This window comes from Polaromonas sp. C04 (assembly GCF_002002705.1).
Taxonomy (GTDB): Bacteria; Pseudomonadota; Gammaproteobacteria; order Burkholderiales; family Burkholderiaceae_C; genus Rhodoferax_A.
In genome coordinates, this window is the sequence record NZ_MUNS01000020.1 from 390654 (window position 1) to 407082 (window position 16429).

Annotated in this window: 17 protein-coding genes and 2 tRNA genes; 11 read left to right on the top strand and 8 right to left on the bottom strand. The window is 60.6% G+C overall.

All coding sequences use genetic code 11. The features are described from left to right. Positions 1-95: 95 nt before the first annotated feature. The 3 genes from B0E49_RS03090 to B0E49_RS03100 all read left to right on the top strand — a co-directional run bounded on the left by B0E49_RS03090 (position 96) and on the right by B0E49_RS03100 (position 2384). Complete coding sequence (locus tag B0E49_RS03090; RefSeq protein ID WP_077560484.1) at positions 96-1019, top strand: replication initiation factor domain-containing protein; 924 nt, start codon at positions 96-98, stop codon at positions 1017-1019. A 383-nt stretch (positions 1020-1402) separates the two neighbouring features. Then, the gene (locus B0E49_RS03095) at positions 1403-1852 is read left to right on the top strand and encodes a hypothetical protein (protein WP_168174983.1); all 450 of its coding nucleotides are present in this window, start codon (positions 1403-1405) and stop codon (positions 1850-1852) included. Continuing rightward, complete coding sequence (locus tag B0E49_RS03100; RefSeq protein ID WP_077560486.1) at positions 1842-2384, top strand: hypothetical protein; 543 nt, start codon at positions 1842-1844, stop codon at positions 2382-2384. Before B0E49_RS03095 ends, B0E49_RS03100 begins: the two co-directional genes overlap by 11 nt. A 171-nt stretch (positions 2385-2555) precedes the next feature. Here the strand turns inward: B0E49_RS03100 and B0E49_RS03105 are convergent, their stop codons facing one another. Further along, positions 2556-2804, bottom strand: a complete 249-nt coding sequence (locus tag B0E49_RS03105; protein WP_077560487.1) for a helix-turn-helix domain-containing protein — start codon at positions 2802-2804, stop codon at positions 2556-2558. A gap of 109 nt (positions 2805-2913) precedes the next feature. Between B0E49_RS03105 and B0E49_RS03110 the strand changes: the two genes are divergently transcribed. The 6 genes from B0E49_RS03110 to B0E49_RS20415 all read left to right on the top strand — a co-directional run bounded on the left by B0E49_RS03110 (position 2914) and on the right by B0E49_RS20415 (position 6359). Beyond that, positions 2914-3585, top strand: a complete 672-nt coding sequence (locus tag B0E49_RS03110) for a hypothetical protein (protein ID WP_077560488.1) — start codon at positions 2914-2916, stop codon at positions 3583-3585. A 79-nt stretch (positions 3586-3664) separates the two neighbouring features. Continuing rightward, positions 3665-4279: a hypothetical protein gene (locus tag B0E49_RS03115; protein ID WP_077560489.1), complete on the top strand. Its 615-nt coding sequence runs from the start codon at positions 3665-3667 to the stop codon at positions 4277-4279. Positions 4280-4433: 154 nt separating this feature from the next. Further along, positions 4434-5054: an HNH endonuclease gene (locus tag B0E49_RS03120; protein ID WP_217349207.1), complete on the top strand. Its 621-nt coding sequence runs from the start codon at positions 4434-4436 to the stop codon at positions 5052-5054. 71 nt (positions 5055-5125) lie between these two features. Further along, a complete protein-coding gene (locus tag B0E49_RS03125) occupies positions 5126-5890 on the top strand; it encodes an HD domain-containing protein (RefSeq protein ID WP_077560491.1) in 765 nt (254 codons plus the stop codon). Positions 5891-5956: 66 nt separating this feature from the next. After that, positions 5957-6178, top strand: a complete 222-nt coding sequence (locus tag B0E49_RS03130; protein ID WP_077560492.1) for a hypothetical protein — start codon at positions 5957-5959, stop codon at positions 6176-6178. Between the two features lie 28 nt (positions 6179-6206). Then, complete coding sequence (locus tag B0E49_RS20415) at positions 6207-6359, top strand: hypothetical protein (protein ID WP_168174984.1); 153 nt, start codon at positions 6207-6209, stop codon at positions 6357-6359. A 321-nt stretch (positions 6360-6680) separates the two neighbouring features. Here the strand turns inward: B0E49_RS20415 and B0E49_RS03135 are convergent. The 4 genes from B0E49_RS03135 to B0E49_RS03150 all read right to left on the bottom strand — a co-directional run bounded on the left by B0E49_RS03135 (position 6681) and on the right by B0E49_RS03150 (position 8780). Continuing rightward, positions 6681-6756 (bottom strand) — tRNA-Lys (locus tag B0E49_RS03135). A gap of 19 nt (positions 6757-6775) precedes the next feature. Next, positions 6776-6851: transfer RNA gene (locus tag B0E49_RS03140), tRNA-Ala, on the bottom strand. Between the two features lie 88 nt (positions 6852-6939). After that, positions 6940-7917, bottom strand: coding sequence for a GMP reductase (locus B0E49_RS03145; protein ID WP_077560493.1), 978 nt, complete (start codon positions 7915-7917; stop codon positions 6940-6942). Positions 7918-8069: 152 nt separating this feature from the next. After that, positions 8070-8780, bottom strand: a complete 711-nt coding sequence (locus B0E49_RS03150) for a hypothetical protein (RefSeq protein ID WP_077560494.1) — start codon at positions 8778-8780, stop codon at positions 8070-8072. A 23-nt stretch (positions 8781-8803) separates the two neighbouring features. Here B0E49_RS03150 and B0E49_RS03155 point away from each other — a divergent pair, with 23 nt between their 5' ends. Continuing rightward, positions 8804-11221, top strand: coding sequence for a UvrD-helicase domain-containing protein (locus B0E49_RS03155; protein WP_077560495.1), 2418 nt, complete (start codon positions 8804-8806; stop codon positions 11219-11221). A gap of 82 nt (positions 11222-11303) precedes the next feature. On the opposite strand, the gene B0E49_RS03160 is transcribed toward B0E49_RS03155, so the two are convergent. The 3 genes from B0E49_RS03160 to B0E49_RS03170 form a co-directional block, all read right to left on the bottom strand. Beyond that, positions 11304-12083, bottom strand: coding sequence for a BPSS1780 family membrane protein (locus B0E49_RS03160; RefSeq protein WP_077560496.1), 780 nt, complete (start codon positions 12081-12083; stop codon positions 11304-11306). 104 nt (positions 12084-12187) lie between these two features. Then, positions 12188-13150 carry a homoserine kinase gene (locus tag B0E49_RS03165; RefSeq protein ID WP_077560497.1) on the bottom strand — a complete coding sequence of 321 codons (963 nt, stop codon included), beginning with the start codon at positions 13148-13150 and terminating at the stop codon, positions 12188-12190. Between the two features lie 16 nt (positions 13151-13166). After that, a complete protein-coding gene (locus B0E49_RS03170) occupies positions 13167-13493 on the bottom strand; it encodes a hypothetical protein (RefSeq protein ID WP_077560616.1) in 327 nt (108 codons plus the stop codon). A gap of 63 nt (positions 13494-13556) precedes the next feature. Between B0E49_RS03170 and polA the strand changes: the two genes are divergently transcribed. Beyond that, positions 13557-16415 carry a DNA polymerase I gene (gene polA / locus B0E49_RS03175; RefSeq protein ID WP_077560617.1) on the top strand — a complete coding sequence of 953 codons (2859 nt, stop codon included), beginning with the start codon at positions 13557-13559 and terminating at the stop codon, positions 16413-16415. The last annotated feature ends 14 nt before the right edge of the window (positions 16416-16429 follow it).

Below are 16429 nucleotides of genomic sequence, written 5' to 3' on the forward strand. Positions count from 1 at the left end.
GAAATGCCGGGCATGCACAGCACCTACCCCACGATGCCTCAATACTAGTAAGCCAGTAGGATGGATATTCAAGCAGCCCAAGGAGGGGCTGTGAGATGAGCATTTGGAAACGCTTGCTCGTCGATAGGATCAGCATTACGGTCGTTATCGGCAGTAAAGACTTTTACCACCAGACAGAAAATCGGCTGTACACCCTCAAGGCAAAACAGCCTGCCTTGTTGCCCCTTGGCAAGATCAAAGTATTTCAAGGGCAGTACTTACGGCGTCTTGACTACTATGCCGCGTATGGTAAATCCAAGGCCAGCAAACGGAAAATTGCAGATATCAAAGTCGGCGCAAATCGGTTGTTCGGTGGAAAGTCGATGCACCGGTATTTCAGTCTCACCTTGTACCCATCCCAGTTTAAGGCCGGTGATTTTCAGACCTTCAAGGATTTACTGACAGCGGTGATGCCGGAGTTCAATTACGCCAAGCTGCATCAGACCGGCAAGGTCACCTACCTCGAACTCGCTGCCGATTCACTGACTCACAAGCACCATAGTTTTTTGCCCTACCGGAAGTACACCAAGACATCGAAGATATGGAAAGAAGATGGCGGTCACCTCGGCACGACCTATATCGGCAGCAACACGAGTCCCCAGCGGTTTCGCATCTACGACAAGCACAAACAGTTGCTTGACACAGGCAAAGAGCCATACTCAAACGTTTTTCCACAAACGCGGATCGAAGCTGTAGTGCGGAAACTCGGGGTCGCCCCGGTAGACCTGATAAACATGAAAAATCCGTTTAAAAAATTGGCCATCGCCGATCTTGCAGCTGCCAAAGCTGCCTCCGACGATCAGGACTGGCAGGATTTCATCGTTGAGAGCCTGAAGATAGGTGTGCCACAGGCGCTATCGAATCACCCCACAATACGCAAGAAATACATGGCGATGTTGGATACTGTGCAAGCCCCATGGTGGTCGCCCGAATTTCTCTGGCAGGGTCTGCCCAAGGCGCTTGCCGTCATCGCCCCCTGATGCCGTGCAATCAAGTGCAAAGGTCCAACCCCTATCCCACAGTGACCGAGGGCGCGGAGGTGGCCGCCCGAATTTCTCTGGCAGGGTCTGCCCAAGGCGCTGGCGGTCATCGCCCTCTGACACCGTGCAATTCAATTGCAGTGAAAACTCTGCACCACCGGATAGCTGAGCGCCGCTAACGGTCAAGCCCGTGTTGTCAGCAGGCTGTGGGGGCTGCCGCTCAAGCGGGCCGCGCTGAAAATCAACTGATGCCGATAACTATCCATCGTGTCTTGATCGGAGGATAGTCATCCACGACAATTAAAAACACGATGACGGCAGAGCACATTTACTTTTACCGGTGCTGATTTTGGCGAATTGACGTGATATGAGCCTGCGCGTCATTGCGCTGTTTTTACGGCGGCATAAACCCGAACTTTTCCGAAGACATGGTTCAACAACTAACTCAAAAACAGGCAACGGCGCTGCCCCTCCTTGCACAGGGTATGTCCGGCGTTGAGTGCGCGAAAACCATTGGCGTAAAGGCCTCCACGGTCTCTGAGTGGATGAACCACAACCCCCAATTTTCGGGTGCCCTTGCGAGTTTGCGCGATCAAATCAACAGCGCATCCATCGAGAGGCTGCAAGCCTGTGTAGGCGTGGCCGTGGACGAGGTGCAACGCATCATCACCAGTGGGAAATCTGAGGCCGTGCGTCTGCGCGCTGCCGAGTTTGTCATCACCAACTTTGCGGTACCCAACACCACGGCCAGCGCGCCTGACGGCGATGTCTTTGGGAAGAGGATGAACATGGCAATGATCTTGGAAGGTCTGGGGGTCGGTCATGGCCGTTAAGCAGGTCCTCCCCAAGACAGTGGCGCCTAATGGCGATGCGGTTGTTAAGGCCTTAAAAGATGCGAGAGAAATGAAGCACCGGGAGCAAGATCGCTACAGCGAAATTATGAAGGTGGCGATGGAGACCGAAGAGACTAGCGATGAATATTTTGCCAAGCTCGATGCGCTTGGAGGATTTCCCGGTATCGAGTTGCTTATGGTCGATGAACGCTACCCTCCTTGTAGTAGCGACTGGCAAGAATTTTTAGGGGTGGGGTGGGAAGACGTACCCAAGGAAAAGCAACTTAACCAAATTGAGGACCCGTGCATCCGTAATGCACTGTATTTTTACTCAGAAGCCGCCGAACAAACCGAGCGGATTGCCGCAATGGCGAAATACTATGGTCACTTCGGGGCTACCAGTAAAATGGGGGATGTCATGTTTAACGTTTGGGCGCGCCGATCCATTAATAAGGCCATGGGACGAAAGCCGATGACCCTCGCCGAGGTGGCGGACTGGTTGAGATCAATTGGTGAGAAAAAATGCAACTGATTGCACGGCACCAGCGCAGTTGGCGCCCCTTAAGCAAGAACATCGTTGACGACTTCCTGAACTTCGAATTGCCCCAAGGCCCCAAGGCTGGGCGGGAGCCTCGGCTACACCCTTGTATATCTCAGACGGGGCGGATGCGTTGTTGCAGTTCTACAGAGCGCCGGGCACCGTTTAGGCTTGCCGGGCCTTCAGCCGCTGTTCGACCAGACCTATCAACTCTCCGGCGGGCATCCCCAGCGCATCGGCCAGCCTAAAAATTGTTGCCAGTGCAGGCCCTTTTTCGGCGCGTTCAAGAGCGCTGATATGGCTGCGCTCGGTGTCTGCGAGTTCGGCAAGCTGGTCTTGTGTGAGTGCCTGCCGCAAGCGTAATTCTTGCAACACCTCCCCAAAGATCAACGTCGGTAGCCCCTTTTCGCGCATAAGCGGGCGAGCGTTGCCGATTTGGCAGGTATTGTCTGCATACGGTTGTATGCGTTATGCTTTGAGCAATTTCGCGTGCTAGGGCACACGCCTCAAGGAAAACGTATGAATGACGGCAATTCGCGCAACGGCTTCGCGTCCCCAAGGAGTCACCGTGCGTAAGCCACGGTCTGTCGACGCACTGGAAGAATTTGGCAAAGTTCGCCTCTCGCGCTCGTTCTACATGCGGGAGTTCCTGTACTCCGAGACCGCCAGTTTCCATGGCCTCCAAAACATCCCTGACAACCCGGACCTAGCCGTCGAGGTCGGTCGGAACTTATGTGAAGAGCTTCTTGAACCCCTGAACGCGACCTTTGGTCGGGTTGCCATTCGTTCCTCCTTTCGGTCATGCGAAGTCAACAACCTCTGCAACGAACACGGGTATGGTTGTGCCAAGAATGAGGCCAACGACGGAGGCCATATCTGGGATCGGCTTGATGCCGAGGGTCTGAAAGGTGCCACTGCGTGTATTGCGCTTCCGTGGTTCACTGACCGCTACGCGCAAGGCGCTGATTGGCGGGCGCTGGCCTATTGGGTACACGATCATCTGCCCTACAGCGAGCTTCAATTTTTCCCTGCCATCTGCGCGTTCAATATCAGTTGGCACGAGAGGCCCAAGCGGTCGATCCACAGTTTCATCGAACCCCGGGGGTACCTGCTGCGCGAGTCCCAAGCACCAAGTGGGTTCCCGGAAATCTATGCAGACTTCCCGCCGCTACGGGCGCCCAACAGGACATTGTGATGCGCTGCATGGCGAATCGTGGGTATGCGGTGCTGGGCCGGTAACTCTGCAATCAATTGCACAAAAATAGGAGTACGAAATGTTCGGTAAAAATTATCAGAAAGAGCTGGCGAAAATTCAGGTGCTTGAGTACGAGAAAAAAGCCAAAGCTGCTGCCGCGCAAGCGGCATCAGAAAAACGACAAGCCAAGGCGGCGGCGAGTCAAGTGCGTGCTGAGGCTCGTTCAGAGGCTTTCAAGGCGTTACCTACAAGTACCAAAATTTCTCAAACGCTTGGAGGGTTAATTGCTTTGGGGTTTTTGCTAGGGCTACCTCTGTTCGGCCTGTATTCCTGTGTCCACAAAACGCCAGAGGAACAGGCCCGTGTTTACCAGCAGGAAGAGAACAAACGAGCAGCGGATCAGGAGCAGGCTTTGATCGACGCCCATGCGGAGGCTGCGCGTAAGCTCAAAACCAAGATGATGGAGAGCCTGAAAGACCCGGAATCCGCAAAATTCCCATGGATGTCCATGTTGTTGGACGGTACTCTTCTTTGCGGGTACGTGAACTCTAAAAACAGTTTTGGGGCTTACACGGGCAAGGAGTTTTTCTCCTATGACGAAACCAACGGCCTCCTGATGCGCCAAAGAGGTATCAATCACTGCGATAGGTACAAAAACGACCTGCACCGGGCTCCTTGGTTAGAAACCAAATGAACCCCTACCTCAAACGGTTGGAAAAGGCCGACTCCATGGAGCATGGTTGCCGCAGTGAAAAGCGCGCGAGCCAGAAACTGGGTGCGAGATTCCAGCTGGGATTAGGGGGCGCGGGTAGCAGCAGGTTCCCCCCGACATCGTGAGAAATAGGACCGTGAATTTCAATCACAATGAGATCATAGAAAAGGCGTGTGGCCTGATCGCGGCAAACGACTTTTCGGGCGCGTCTCGCGTGGTCGCCGACGAGTATCCGTTCAGCCCACCACAGAAATCTGGCCGGCACTACTCAGCCAGAGAAATGACACGGGTTTTTGCTAGGGACGGTTTCATTGATCGCTACAAAGGCACCCGTCTTGTCTTTCCCCCGGTGCTGCATCTGCTGTCGCACTACTTGCCATCAGAATTTCCGTACCAAACGAACTGGAAGATGGCAGAGTGCCATATGGCGTACTGGCAACTGATGCCAACAATTGACCACAAAATGCCAGTGGCCCGAGGCGGCGCTGATGCGGAAGAAAACTGGGTGTGCTGTTCCATGCTGACGAACAGCATCAAGTCCAACTGGACTTTGGAGGAGCTTCAATGGGCGCTTCACCCACCGGGTAACCCCGCCGCGTGGGACGGGATGATAGGGTGGTTCCTCCAGCAGGTCACCAGAGACCCCGCCACCTTGGAGAACCCGTACATCGTGCATTGGCATGGCGCTGCCGCAGAAATAATGCATCGCGACAAACGGGACGCCCCTGCGATCATGATTGACAAGATGGCAGGATGAACGTCTACTGTGATCAGTGCCCGATTTCCTCTTTGCGGGGCGCTTAACCATCAAGCTAAGGAGAGATTTTCATGTCACAGCCCAGCAGCGGCACTGCCGTTTCTGCGGTCCCCGTCGCTCGGGACCTTGTTCGAATTACTCAGGCCTTTGATTTTGTGGCGCGTGCCCACGTGGACCAGCGCCGCAAGGGTGAGGGTGCGGAGCCCTACATCAACCACCTTGCAGAGGTCGCCCACCTTGTCGCTGAAGCAACCGGCGGGACCGATGCCAATCTGATCATCGCGGCACTGCTGCACGATGCCATCGAAGACGTGGGGGTCAGTCGCACACAGATCGCCGACATCTTTGGCGAGGATGTGGCCGCACTGGTCGCCGAGGTCACGGACGACAAGAGCCTGACCAAGGCCGAACGTAAGCAGTGGCAAATAGAGGCCGCGCCGAAAAAATCACCCCGCGCCAAGATCATCAAGATCGCGGACAAGGTAGCGAACCTCAGGTCCATTGCGGTATCCCCGCCACCCGATTGGTCCGAAGACCAAAAGCGCGAATATGTGTGGTGGTCGTCACAGGTCGTGGCCGGGTGCGCGGGTGTCAACCCGTGGCTGGAAGACCAGTTTGCGCAGGCGTGCAGGTCGGCAAAGCTCCCCCCGGCTATCGACCACGACAAGGAATCGGTGGCGGACTTCCTCAAACGGTTTGAAGCCATCAAAGCTGGACTGCCCGAGGACTTCGATGATGATCAACTCAAGGCCCATGGCGCGGTGGACGTGACGGACGACCACCGGGGGCTCGGGATCATCATCGGGCAGCGTCACCGTACTCGGGGGGAGACGTGACTGCCACGGATGCCCAAACACGCTTGTATGGTGCCGTTTATAAGAAAGTGAAATAGGTGAAAGGGAATGGAATACTACCAATACGAGAACGATGACGCGATCCCCGCTCGGTGGGATAACGCTGGGAAAGGCGTGCCACAGATTTGGTCAAATGGATGGGTGACGGGGGTTGACCCGTTCAAGTGGGCGATGCATGCCACGAAAATCAGCAAAGCTGAGTTCGATAAGTTGTGCGCTCAGTTTGGCGCCAAACAAGACGACCCGGTGAAACCCTATGGGAGCCGTTAAATCTGCCTTCAGCTAACAGGAGGTCCACGTGGCGATTCAAAATAAACAGGACAAAACGGTGAAGCCGGTAACGGCGCAGGAGTTCCTAAAAAACGTCAAACCGTGGGAAGAGACTCTGGCCGAGCTTCGGGCCGAGTTTCCGGGGCTTACGGACGAACAAATCGAAGCGCTGATACCGTAGAGGTAAACGGTACGACGGTACGTTCATGCCCAACTGACGGGTTTGCCGGGAAGCACTCAATGGTGGCATGCTGAGGTAAGAGGTGTGGACCTACAGACGACATGCCGGAACTGAAGCTTCCGGCCAAACTTCATCTGGCGGGAGTTTGAAACTCGGTGGGGATTGGCGCAGGCTACCGGCAATCGGTCGGCTGCAATTGAGTGCAAACCATCCAGCAGTAGCCACGCATGAATTGCAACACCAATTGCAATAACTTTGACTTAAATGGGTGAGGGACTCAGCCGCTGTTTAGGCTAAGTCATTGATTTCATTAGGATAAAGTGGTGGGTTCTGAGAGATTCGAACTCTCGACCTACGGATTAAGAGTCCGCTGCTCTACCAGCTGAGCTAAGAACCCACTTTTAAAAACGATACTGTGGTGGAGAGGAGGAGGATCGAACTCCCGACCTCTGCATTGCGAACGCAGCGCTCTCCCAGCTGAGCTACCCCCCCAATAACACCGGCTTGTCGTCGCCATGCGGCACGCGTGAAAGCCAGGGCGCAATTATGCCGCAAATTTTGGAGCCGGCGAGCCAGTCCGCTACATCAGCAGATGCTCGCCCGCGTTGTCGCCGCCCAGGATGACGTAGTTCACCTTGCGGATATCCATCAGGCGTTTGCCGCCCGCGTAGCTGATGGAGCTTTGCACGTCTTCCTCCATCTCGCGCAGGGTGTCGGCGAGTCGGCCCTTGATGGGCTCGAGGATGCGCTTGCCTTCCACGTGCCTGTACTCACCCTTGTTGAAGTCGCTGGCCGAGCCGTAGTACTCCTTGTACAGCTTGCCGTCGACTTCCACCGTCTGGCCCGGGCTTTCCTCGTGGCCGGCCAGCATCGAGCCGATCATGATCATGGTGGCGCCGAAGCGGATCGACTTGGCGATGTCGCCGTGCTCGCGGATGCCGCCATCGGCAATGATGGGCTTGGTCGCCACGCGCGCGCACCATTTGAGCGCCGACAGTTGCCAGCCGCCGGTGCCAAAGCCGGTCTTGAGTTTGGTGATGCAGACCTTGCCCGGCCCGATGCCGACCTTGGTCGCGTCCGCGCCCCAATTCTCCAGGTCGATGATGGCCTCGGGGGTGCCTACATTGCCCGCGATTACGAAGGCCGCGGGCAGTTTTTCCTTGAGGTAGCCGATCATGTTTTTCACGCTGTCGGCATGGCCATGGGCAACGTCAATGGTGATGTAGTCGGGCGCCAGGCCCGTGGCCACCAGCAGGTCCACGGTTTCGTAGTCGGGCTTCTTCACGCCCAGCGAGATCGAGGCAAAGATTCCCTTGGCCTTCATGTTTTTGACGAACTGCACGTTGTCCAGATCGAACCGGTGCATCACATAGAAATAGCCGTTTTGCGCCAGCCAGGTGCAGATCGATTCGTCCACCACCGTTTTCATGTTGGCCGGCACCACCGGGATGCGAAAGCTGCGCCCGCCCAGCTCCACCGCGGCATCGCACTCGGCGCGGCTTTCCACGCGGCACTTGCGCGGCAGCAAAAGAACGTTGTCGTAGTCGAAGATTTCCATGGCATCCAAGCTCCAGAATAGTCAAAAAAAGACGATTGAGCGCTTGGACTGGAGCCGGTTCTGTTTCCGGGTGCACCCTGGCGATGCGGAAACAAAAAACCGGGTCGCAATTGCTTGGGCCCGGTGATTGATTGTACTTGCTTGTGTTGATGTCATCCGCCAGGCTTGCAGCGCGACTGGGCGGCCGCCAGCACGTGCCCGTGGGCATCCTGCACCCAGCCCAGCACGCGCAAACGCTCCGGGTGGGCCCCTGGCGGAATGTACATGGGGCGCGACTCAAAGAAGCGGGGTTGCTCCGATTCTGATAGCTGCTTGTGCGCGTCCCATATGGACTCCAAGGCGTTTCTTGTGAGATTGCGTGCGACAGGCGTGCCATCCTGGCCGGCCGGAATGGTTTCCACCAGCACCAGCCAGGCGGTCCACGGGCTGCTGCTGGCTGCCGCAGCCGGTGCAGGTTTCATTTCGATCGATCCGGCGATGTAGTCGTTGAACGGCAGGCCGTGCGCCACGCGCAGCGGCAGCGCCTTTGTGCCCGCCTTGGCGCCGGCGACCGGGCTGGTGATGGTCAGGGTCTGCGTGGGCGCACTGCGGCCCAGAGCCTGCAGACGCGAGAGGGCATCGCGGCTGGCGGCGGCGGACAGTGGGGCGTCATCGCCGCGGGCGGAGGGCACGATCCAGTCGATGGCCAATTGCCTCGCCTCCGTCTTCGGGGTGCCGGCGTCGCTCCAGCAAGCCTCGCAATCGGCACTGATGAAGCGCTCCACCAGCGCCACGGGCGCCGCCTCGCCGTCGCTGGCGCAAAACGACTGCGCCTGCGCCAGCGTGCAGGTGGCAAGGCAAAACAGATAAAGCAGGGGTTTCATCGGGGGCTTTCTACAATGACCGTATGTTCTCAGAAATCACACGGCCCGGCGCGACCAACTCCCCATTGCTGGACAACCTCAACCCGGAGCAGCGCGCCGCTGTGACGCTGCCGAACGAGCATGCGCTGATTCTGGCGGGGGCCGGCTCGGGCAAGACGCGCGTGCTCACCACGCGCATCGCCTGGCTGCTGCAAACCGGCCAGATCTCGCCCGGCGGCGTGCTGGCCGTGACCTTTACCAACAAGGCCGCCAAGGAGATGATGACGCGCCTGTCCAGCATGCTGCCGGTGAACGTGCGCGGCATGTGGATCGGCACTTTCCACGGGCTGTGCAACCGTTTTTTGCGCGCGCACCACAAGCTCGCCAACCTGCCGCAAAGCTTCCAGATCCTCGATACGCAGGACCAGCTCAGCGCCATCAAGCGCCTGATGAAGCAGTTCAACGTGGACGACGAGCGCTTTCCGGCCAAGCAGACGCAATGGTTCATCGCGGGCTGCAAGGAAGACGGCCTGCGCCCCAACATGGTGGAGGCGCGCGACGAAGAAACGCGCAAGAAGATCGAGATTTACCAGCTCTACGAGGAGCAGTGCCAGCGCGAAGGCGTGGTCGATTTCGGCGAACTGATGCTGCGCTCTTATGAGCTGCTGCGCGACAACGATCCAATTCGCGAGCATTACCAGCGGCGCTTTCGGCACATCCTGATCGACGAATTCCAGGACACCAACAAGCTGCAGTACGCCTGGATCAAGCAACTGGCCGGCCAGGGATCGGTGGGCGGCGCAAGCGGCACGAGCAGCGTGCTGGCGGTGGGCGACGACGACCAGAGCATCTACGCCTTTCGCGGTGCGCGGGTCGGCAACATGGCCGACTTCGTGCGCGAGTTCGGCGTCAAGCACCAGATCAAGCTGGAGCAGAACTACCGCAGCTACAGCAACATCCTGGACTCGGCCAACGAGCTGATCAGCCACAACAGCCGGCGCCTGGGCAAGAACCTGCGCACGGATCAGGGCCCCGGTGAGCCGGTGCGCGTGTATGAATCCACCAGCGACTTCGCCGAGGCGCAGTGGATGGTCGATGAAATGCGCCAGCTGGTGCGCGGCGAAGGCCTTGATGCCGGCATCGCGCGCCACGAGATTGCCGTGCTGTACCGCAGCAATGCGCAAAGCCGGGTGATCGAGACGGCGCTGTTTAACGCCGGCGTGCCGTACCGTGTGTACGGCGGCCTGCGGTTTTTCGAGCGCGCCGAGATCAAGCATGCACTGGCCTATTTGCGCCTGCTGGAGAACCCGCGCGACGACACCAGCTTCATGCGCGTCGTCAACTTTCCGCCGCGCGGCATTGGCGCGCGCAGCATCGAGCAGCTGCAGGACGCCGCGCGCGCCGCCGGCTGCTCGCTGGTTGACGCCGTGAGCACGGTGACCGGCAAGGCCGGCGCCAACCTGGGCGCGTTCGTGGCCAAGATCGACGTGCTGCGCGAGCAGACCCAAGGCATGACGCTGCGCGACATCATCGAGATGGTGCTGGGTGCGAGCGGCCTGATCGAGCACTACAAGGCCGAACGTGAAGGCGCGGACCGCGTCGAGAACCTGGAAGAACTGGTCAACGCGGCCGAGAGCTTTGTCTCGCAGGAGGGCTTTGGCCGTGACGCGGTGGCGCTGCCGGTCGATGAGTTGGGGCACGCGCTGAGCCAATCACCCGCCAGCCAGGGGCTGGACCTCCATCGGCCCGTGGCGGACCTGCCCGCCCCCGATGCCGACACGGGCGAGACGTTGTCACCACTGGCGGCTTTCCTGACCCACGCGGCGCTCGAATCCGGCGACAACCAGGCGCAGGCCGGGCAGGACGCGGTGCAGCTGATGACCGTGCACTCCGCCAAGGGGCTGGAATTCGACTGCGTGTTCATCACCGGGCTGGAAGAAGGGCTGTTCCCGCACGAGAACTCGATGAGTGACCCCGACGGCCTGGAAGAAGAGCGCCGACTGATGTATGTGGCGATCACGCGCGCGCGCAAGCGGCTGTACCTGAGCTATTCGCAAACACGCATGCTGCACGGCCAGACACGCTACAACCCGAAGAGCCGGTTTTTTGACGAACTGCCGGAGTCGGCACTGAAGTGGCTCACCCCGAAGAATCAGGGCTTCGGCTCTGGGTTTGCTATGAATTCGGGAGCTTCAAGCGAACGCTACTCAAGGGCTGGAGGCGGTTTTGGTCAAGATTATTCGCGCTTGACGGGGCAGTACGCGAGCCCGCCCGTGCCGGCGCAAAAAGCCGTTCCCTCGCACGGCCTGCGCCTGGGGCTGCAGGTGTTTCACACCAAGTTCGGCGAAGGCACCGTGATCACGCTGGAGGGCGTGGGTGACGACGCGCGCGCGCAGGTCAACTTCCCGCGCCACGGCGTCAAGTGGCTGGCGCTGAGCGTGGCCAAGCTGGTGCCGGTGTAGAAAAGAGCCCCCACGCTCCGCACGGCGTGTCGTCGCTGCCCCCCGAGGGGCCCGGGCTTGCTCGGGGCGGCCCTTCGCTGCGCTAGGCCGTTTCGGGCTCGGTGGTGGAAAAGCTGTCCCGAAACGTGAAGTAGATCGAGGTGAAGAACATGGTCGCCATCAGCAGCGCGACCGGCATCATGGCCACCGACACGAGCTCGGGGCTGCCCACCAGCGCTGCCAGCAGCGTGAACACCAGGCCGGTGGCGATAAACACCGCGGCCCAGACCAGCCCATAAACGGTAAAGGCGCCGAAATTGCGAAAGCAGGCGACGATGCTGAAAAAAAGGCTCTTTAACGGCGGCACGCCATGCCAGTGCACCAGCGCCGGCGCGTGCCAGAACAGCAGCGACAGCGGTAGGTACAGGCCCATGGCGACCCACATGGCGAGCTGGAAATCGGAGGACAGGATCATGTCGCCCGAGACCCTGTCGCCCAGCAGATACATCCGGGCGAACTGGCCGCCGTCGAACAGGGCCGAGATGCCCATCACCAGCAGGAAACCCGCGGCGTAGAGTGCGCCCAGCACCAGCATGGAGCGCAATTGCTGGCGGCCGGCGCGAAACGCGGTGATCAGGATGGAGGGCATCGGGAACTTGCCTTTGGTCGCTTCCTGCGTGGCGGCCATCAGGCCCAGCGTGGCCGCCGGCAGGAGCGCGAGCGCGAGCGCGCCGCCAATGAAGGGGATCAGCGTGGCGATCGACATGATGGCCATGAACATGAAGAACAGGCCGGCCAGCGCGAGCGGCTGTTTGAAGAAGGTTTGTATCCCCAGTTTGACCCATTCAATGCCGGTACGCGCGGGGACGATGTTCAATTTCATGATAGGTGGTCAGCAGGGCAGCAGTTCCGGGGTTGGCATGCAAAAACCGGTTTTGCACGCCGAAAAGGGTGAATTTCAAGTGCGGCCGGACCGGCCGGTGCTGTTCAGAGTGTGACAGGGTGGCGGGTCCGCTCGCGCAATACCCGCTCGAAATGTGATGGATCGTGCGCCTTCAGGATGGCGGCCTCGCGCGGCAGGTGCTGGTCCCACAAGCGCGAAATCCAGAAGCGCAAGGCGCCGGCGCGCAGCATGGCGGGCAGCAGTTGGCGCTCGGCGGCAGTCAAAGGGCGCACCGCGGCATAGGCGGCGAGCAGGCTGTCGGCACGCATGGCGTCGTGCGTGCCGGCTTCCAAGTCAATGCACCAGTCGTTCAGGCACACGGCCAGGTCGAACAGCCAGCTGTCGACGCCGGCAAAATAAAAATCGAACACCCCGGTGAGCACGCCGTTCTCGAACAGCACGTTGTCGCGGAACAGGTCGGCATGCACCGGCCCGCGCGGCAGCGCGGCGTAGGCGGAGGAGGCCGCCACGTGGTTCTGGTAGGCCAGCTCGCTCTGAATCAGTGCCGCCTGCGATGCGCCCAGGTGCGGCAGTACCACCGGCACGGTCTGGTTCCACCAGGGCAGGCCGCGCAGGTTGGGCTGGTGCTGTGCAAAGTCACGTGCGGCCAGGTGCATGCGCGCCAGCAGGGCGCCCACCGCGGCGCAGTGAGCCGGCGTCGGTGCGAGCTCGCTGTGGCCGCGCAGGCGGTTCACGACGGCGGCGGGCTTGCCTTGCACCGTGTGCAGGATGTCGCCGTCCCGGTTCGCCGCCGGGTCGGGCACCGGCAGGCCATGCTGCGCCAGATGCTTCATCAGGTGCAGGTAAAAGGGCAGTTGCTCCGATGTCAGGCGCTCGAACAGCGTGAGCACGTAGTCCTTGGGTGTGCCGTCCTGCTCGGTGGTGACGAAGTAATTGGTGTTTTCGATGCCGCCTTCGATGCCGCGCAGCGCCGTCAACTCCCCCAGGTTCAGCAGGCGCAGCAGCTCGCGCGCCTCGTCGAAAGAGACTTCGGTATAGACAGCCATCGATCAAAACAACATTTCAATATTTCAGGATTTTCCAGACGCGCTGGCCGGCAGGCGCAGGGCTGGCACCGTCACGCGCCGCTGATTCGCCGTGGGTACCGTTGTTCGGCTGGATTTCGTAGGCCGGCACGTTGGCCTTGGGCTGCACGGTGATGCTTTGTGTCTCCCCGCCGTAGCGCAACTCGTCGATGCTGCTGCCCGCGTCCTCGTGGTGGATGCGCTCGATGCGTTGCTCCGGGGCCAATTTGGCGCCGGGCGCAGGGGCTTGCGGCGGCGCCGGCGTCTGGGCCAGGGCGGCGCCGCAGCACACGGCCAGCAACAGGGAAAAATGGGTGAGACGCATACCGTCATTGTAGGCGGCGCACGCGATGTGCGCCTGCGCGGGGCGGCCGTGCACAATCCGGGCATGAGCGACCCAAACACTGATCAAAATAGCCCGAAAAAGACCCTGCTGCTGGTGGATGGCTCCAGCTACCTGTACCGCGCATTTCATGCCATGCCCGACCTGCGCGCCGTGCCGGGCGATCCCGCCAGTGCGGCCACCGGCGCCATTCGCGGCATGGTCAACATGATGGAGCGGCTGCGCAAGGACGTGCGCGCCGACTTTGCCGCCTGCATTTTTGACGCTAAAGGGCCGACCTTTCGCGACGCCATCTATCCCGAGTACAAGCAGCACCGCAGCCCCATGCCGGACGACCTGCGCAGCCAGATCGAGCCGATCCACGAAGTCGTGCGCCTGCTCGGCTGGAAGGTGCTGGCCGTGCCCGGCGTCGAGGCCGACGACGTGATCGGCACGCTGGCCATGACGGCGGCACGGCAGGGCATCGAAGTGGTCGTTTCCAGTGGCGACAAGGATCTGGCCCAGCTCGTCAACGAGCACATCACCATCATCGACACCATGAACGGCAAGCGGCGCGACCTGGCCGGCGTGCAAGCCGAGTTCGGCGTGCCCGCGCACCTGATGGTCGATTACCAGACGCTGGTGGGCGATCAGGTCGACAACGTGCCGGGCGTGGAAAAGGTCGGCCCCAAGACCGCGGCGAAATGGCTGCAGGAGTACGGATCGCTTGAAGGCGTGGTGGCCAACGCCGGCAACATCAAGGGGGTGGCCGGCGAGAATTTGCGTAAGGCCTTCGACTGGCTGCCGACCGCCCGCCAACTGCTGACCGTCAAGACGGACTGCGATCTGACGGACTATGTCGAAGGTCTGCCGGCTATGGATTCGATAGCCATCAATCCAATGGATACGAAGGCATTGAAGGTTTTTTACGAAAAATATGGGTTCAAGGGCCTGGCCAGAGGCCTGGCCGATGAGCCGGGCGCAGGCTCAGGAATGGAGGCCGGAATGGGGGTCGGATCCACGCAGCAAAGCGGAGCTGGCTCTGACCCCCATTCCGAGCGCGCCCCAGGCCTGTTCGATGAACTCGCCTCTCCGCCCGCCCGCGTCAGCACCGTCGCCTACGACACCATTCTTGACTGGGATACCCTAAACGCGTGGCTCGCCAAAATCGAAGCCGCCGATCTGGTGGCCGTGGACACCGAAACCACCTCGCTCGACGAAATGCGCGCCCAGATCGTGGGCATTTCTTTCAGCGTGACGCCGGGCGAGGCCGCCTACATTCCGCTGCGCCACGCGGGGCCGGATGCGCCAGTACAGTTGCCCTTCGACGAGGTGCTCGCCAGACTCAAACCCTGGCTGGAAAACCCGGCCAAACTCAAGCTTGGCCAGCACATCAAGTACGACCGCCATGTGTTCGCGAACCACGGCATCGAGGTGGCCGGCTACGCACACGACACCATGCTGCAAAGCTATGTCCTGGAGGTGCACAAGCCGCATGGCCTGGCGAGTCTGGCCGAGCGCCACCTGGGGCGCAGCGGCATCCACTACGAAGACCTGTGCGGCAAGGGCGCGCACCAGATTGCGTTTGCGCAGGTCGATGTGGCCAAGGCGGCCGAGTACTCGTGCGAGGACTCGGACCAGACGCTGGATGTGCACCGGGTGCTGTGGCCGCGGCTGCAGGCCGACAGTCATCCGGGCAAGGGGCTGCACTTCATCTACGAGCTGGAGATTGCCAGCAGCGAGGCTTTGTTCCGCGTCGAGCGCAACGGTGTGCTGATCGATGCGCCGACACTGGCGCGGCAAAGCGCCGAGCTGGGCGCGCGCATTGTGCAGCTGGAGGCCGAGGCGCACGCGCTCGCGGGCCAGCCCTTCAACCTCGGGTCACCGAAGCAGATCGGCGAGATCTTCTTCACCAAGCTCGGCCTGCCCGTGGTCAAGAAAACCGCCACCGGCGCCCCCAGCACCGACGAAGAGGTGCTGGAAAAACTCGCCGAAGATTACCCGCTGCCGGCCAAGATCCTGGAGCACCGGGGACTTTCCAAACTCAAGGGCACCTACACCGACAAGCTCGCGCAGATGGCGCTGCCGCGCACGGGCCGCGTGCACACGCATTACGCGCAGGCCGTGGCGGTGACGGGGCGCCTGTCCAGCAACGACCCGAACCTGCAGAACATCCCGATCCGCACGCCCGAGGGTCGGCGCATCCGCGAAGCCTTTGTGGCGCCGCCCGGCAGCGTCATCGCGAGCGCGGACTACAGCCAGATCGAGCTGCGCATCATGGCCCACATCAGCGGCGATGAATCGCTCCTGCGCGCCTTCCACGAGGGCCTGGACGTGCACCGCGCGACCGCCGCCGAGGTGTTTGGCGTGGCGCTTGAGCAGGTCAGCAGCGAGCAGCGCCGCTATGCCAAGGTCATCAACTTCGGGTTGATCTATGGCATGAGCGCCTATGGTCTGGCGCGCAACCTGGGCATCGACAACACCGCGGCCAAGAACTACATCGAGCGCTATTTCCAGCGCTTTGCCGGCGTCAAGCGCTACATGGACGAAACCAGGCTGAGCGCCAAGGCCAAGGGCTATGTGGAGACCGTGTTCGGCCGGCGCCTGTACCTGCCCGAGATCAATTCGCCGAACGGCCCGCGCCGCAGCGGGGCCGAGCGCGCCGCCATCAACGCGCCGATGCAGGGCACCGCGGCGGACCTGATCAAGCTCAGCATGGTGAAGGTGCAGCAGGTGCTCGATCAGGAACGGCGCAGTACAAAAATGATCATGCAGGTGCACGACGAGCTGGTGTTCGAGGTGCCCGCATCAGAGGTGGACTGGTTGAAGATCGAGATCCCGCGCCTGATGGCCGGCGTCGCCGATCTCAGGGTGCCGCTGCTGGCCGAGATCGGCGTCGGGCCCAACTGGGATCAGGCGCACTGACCGGGATCAGGGCG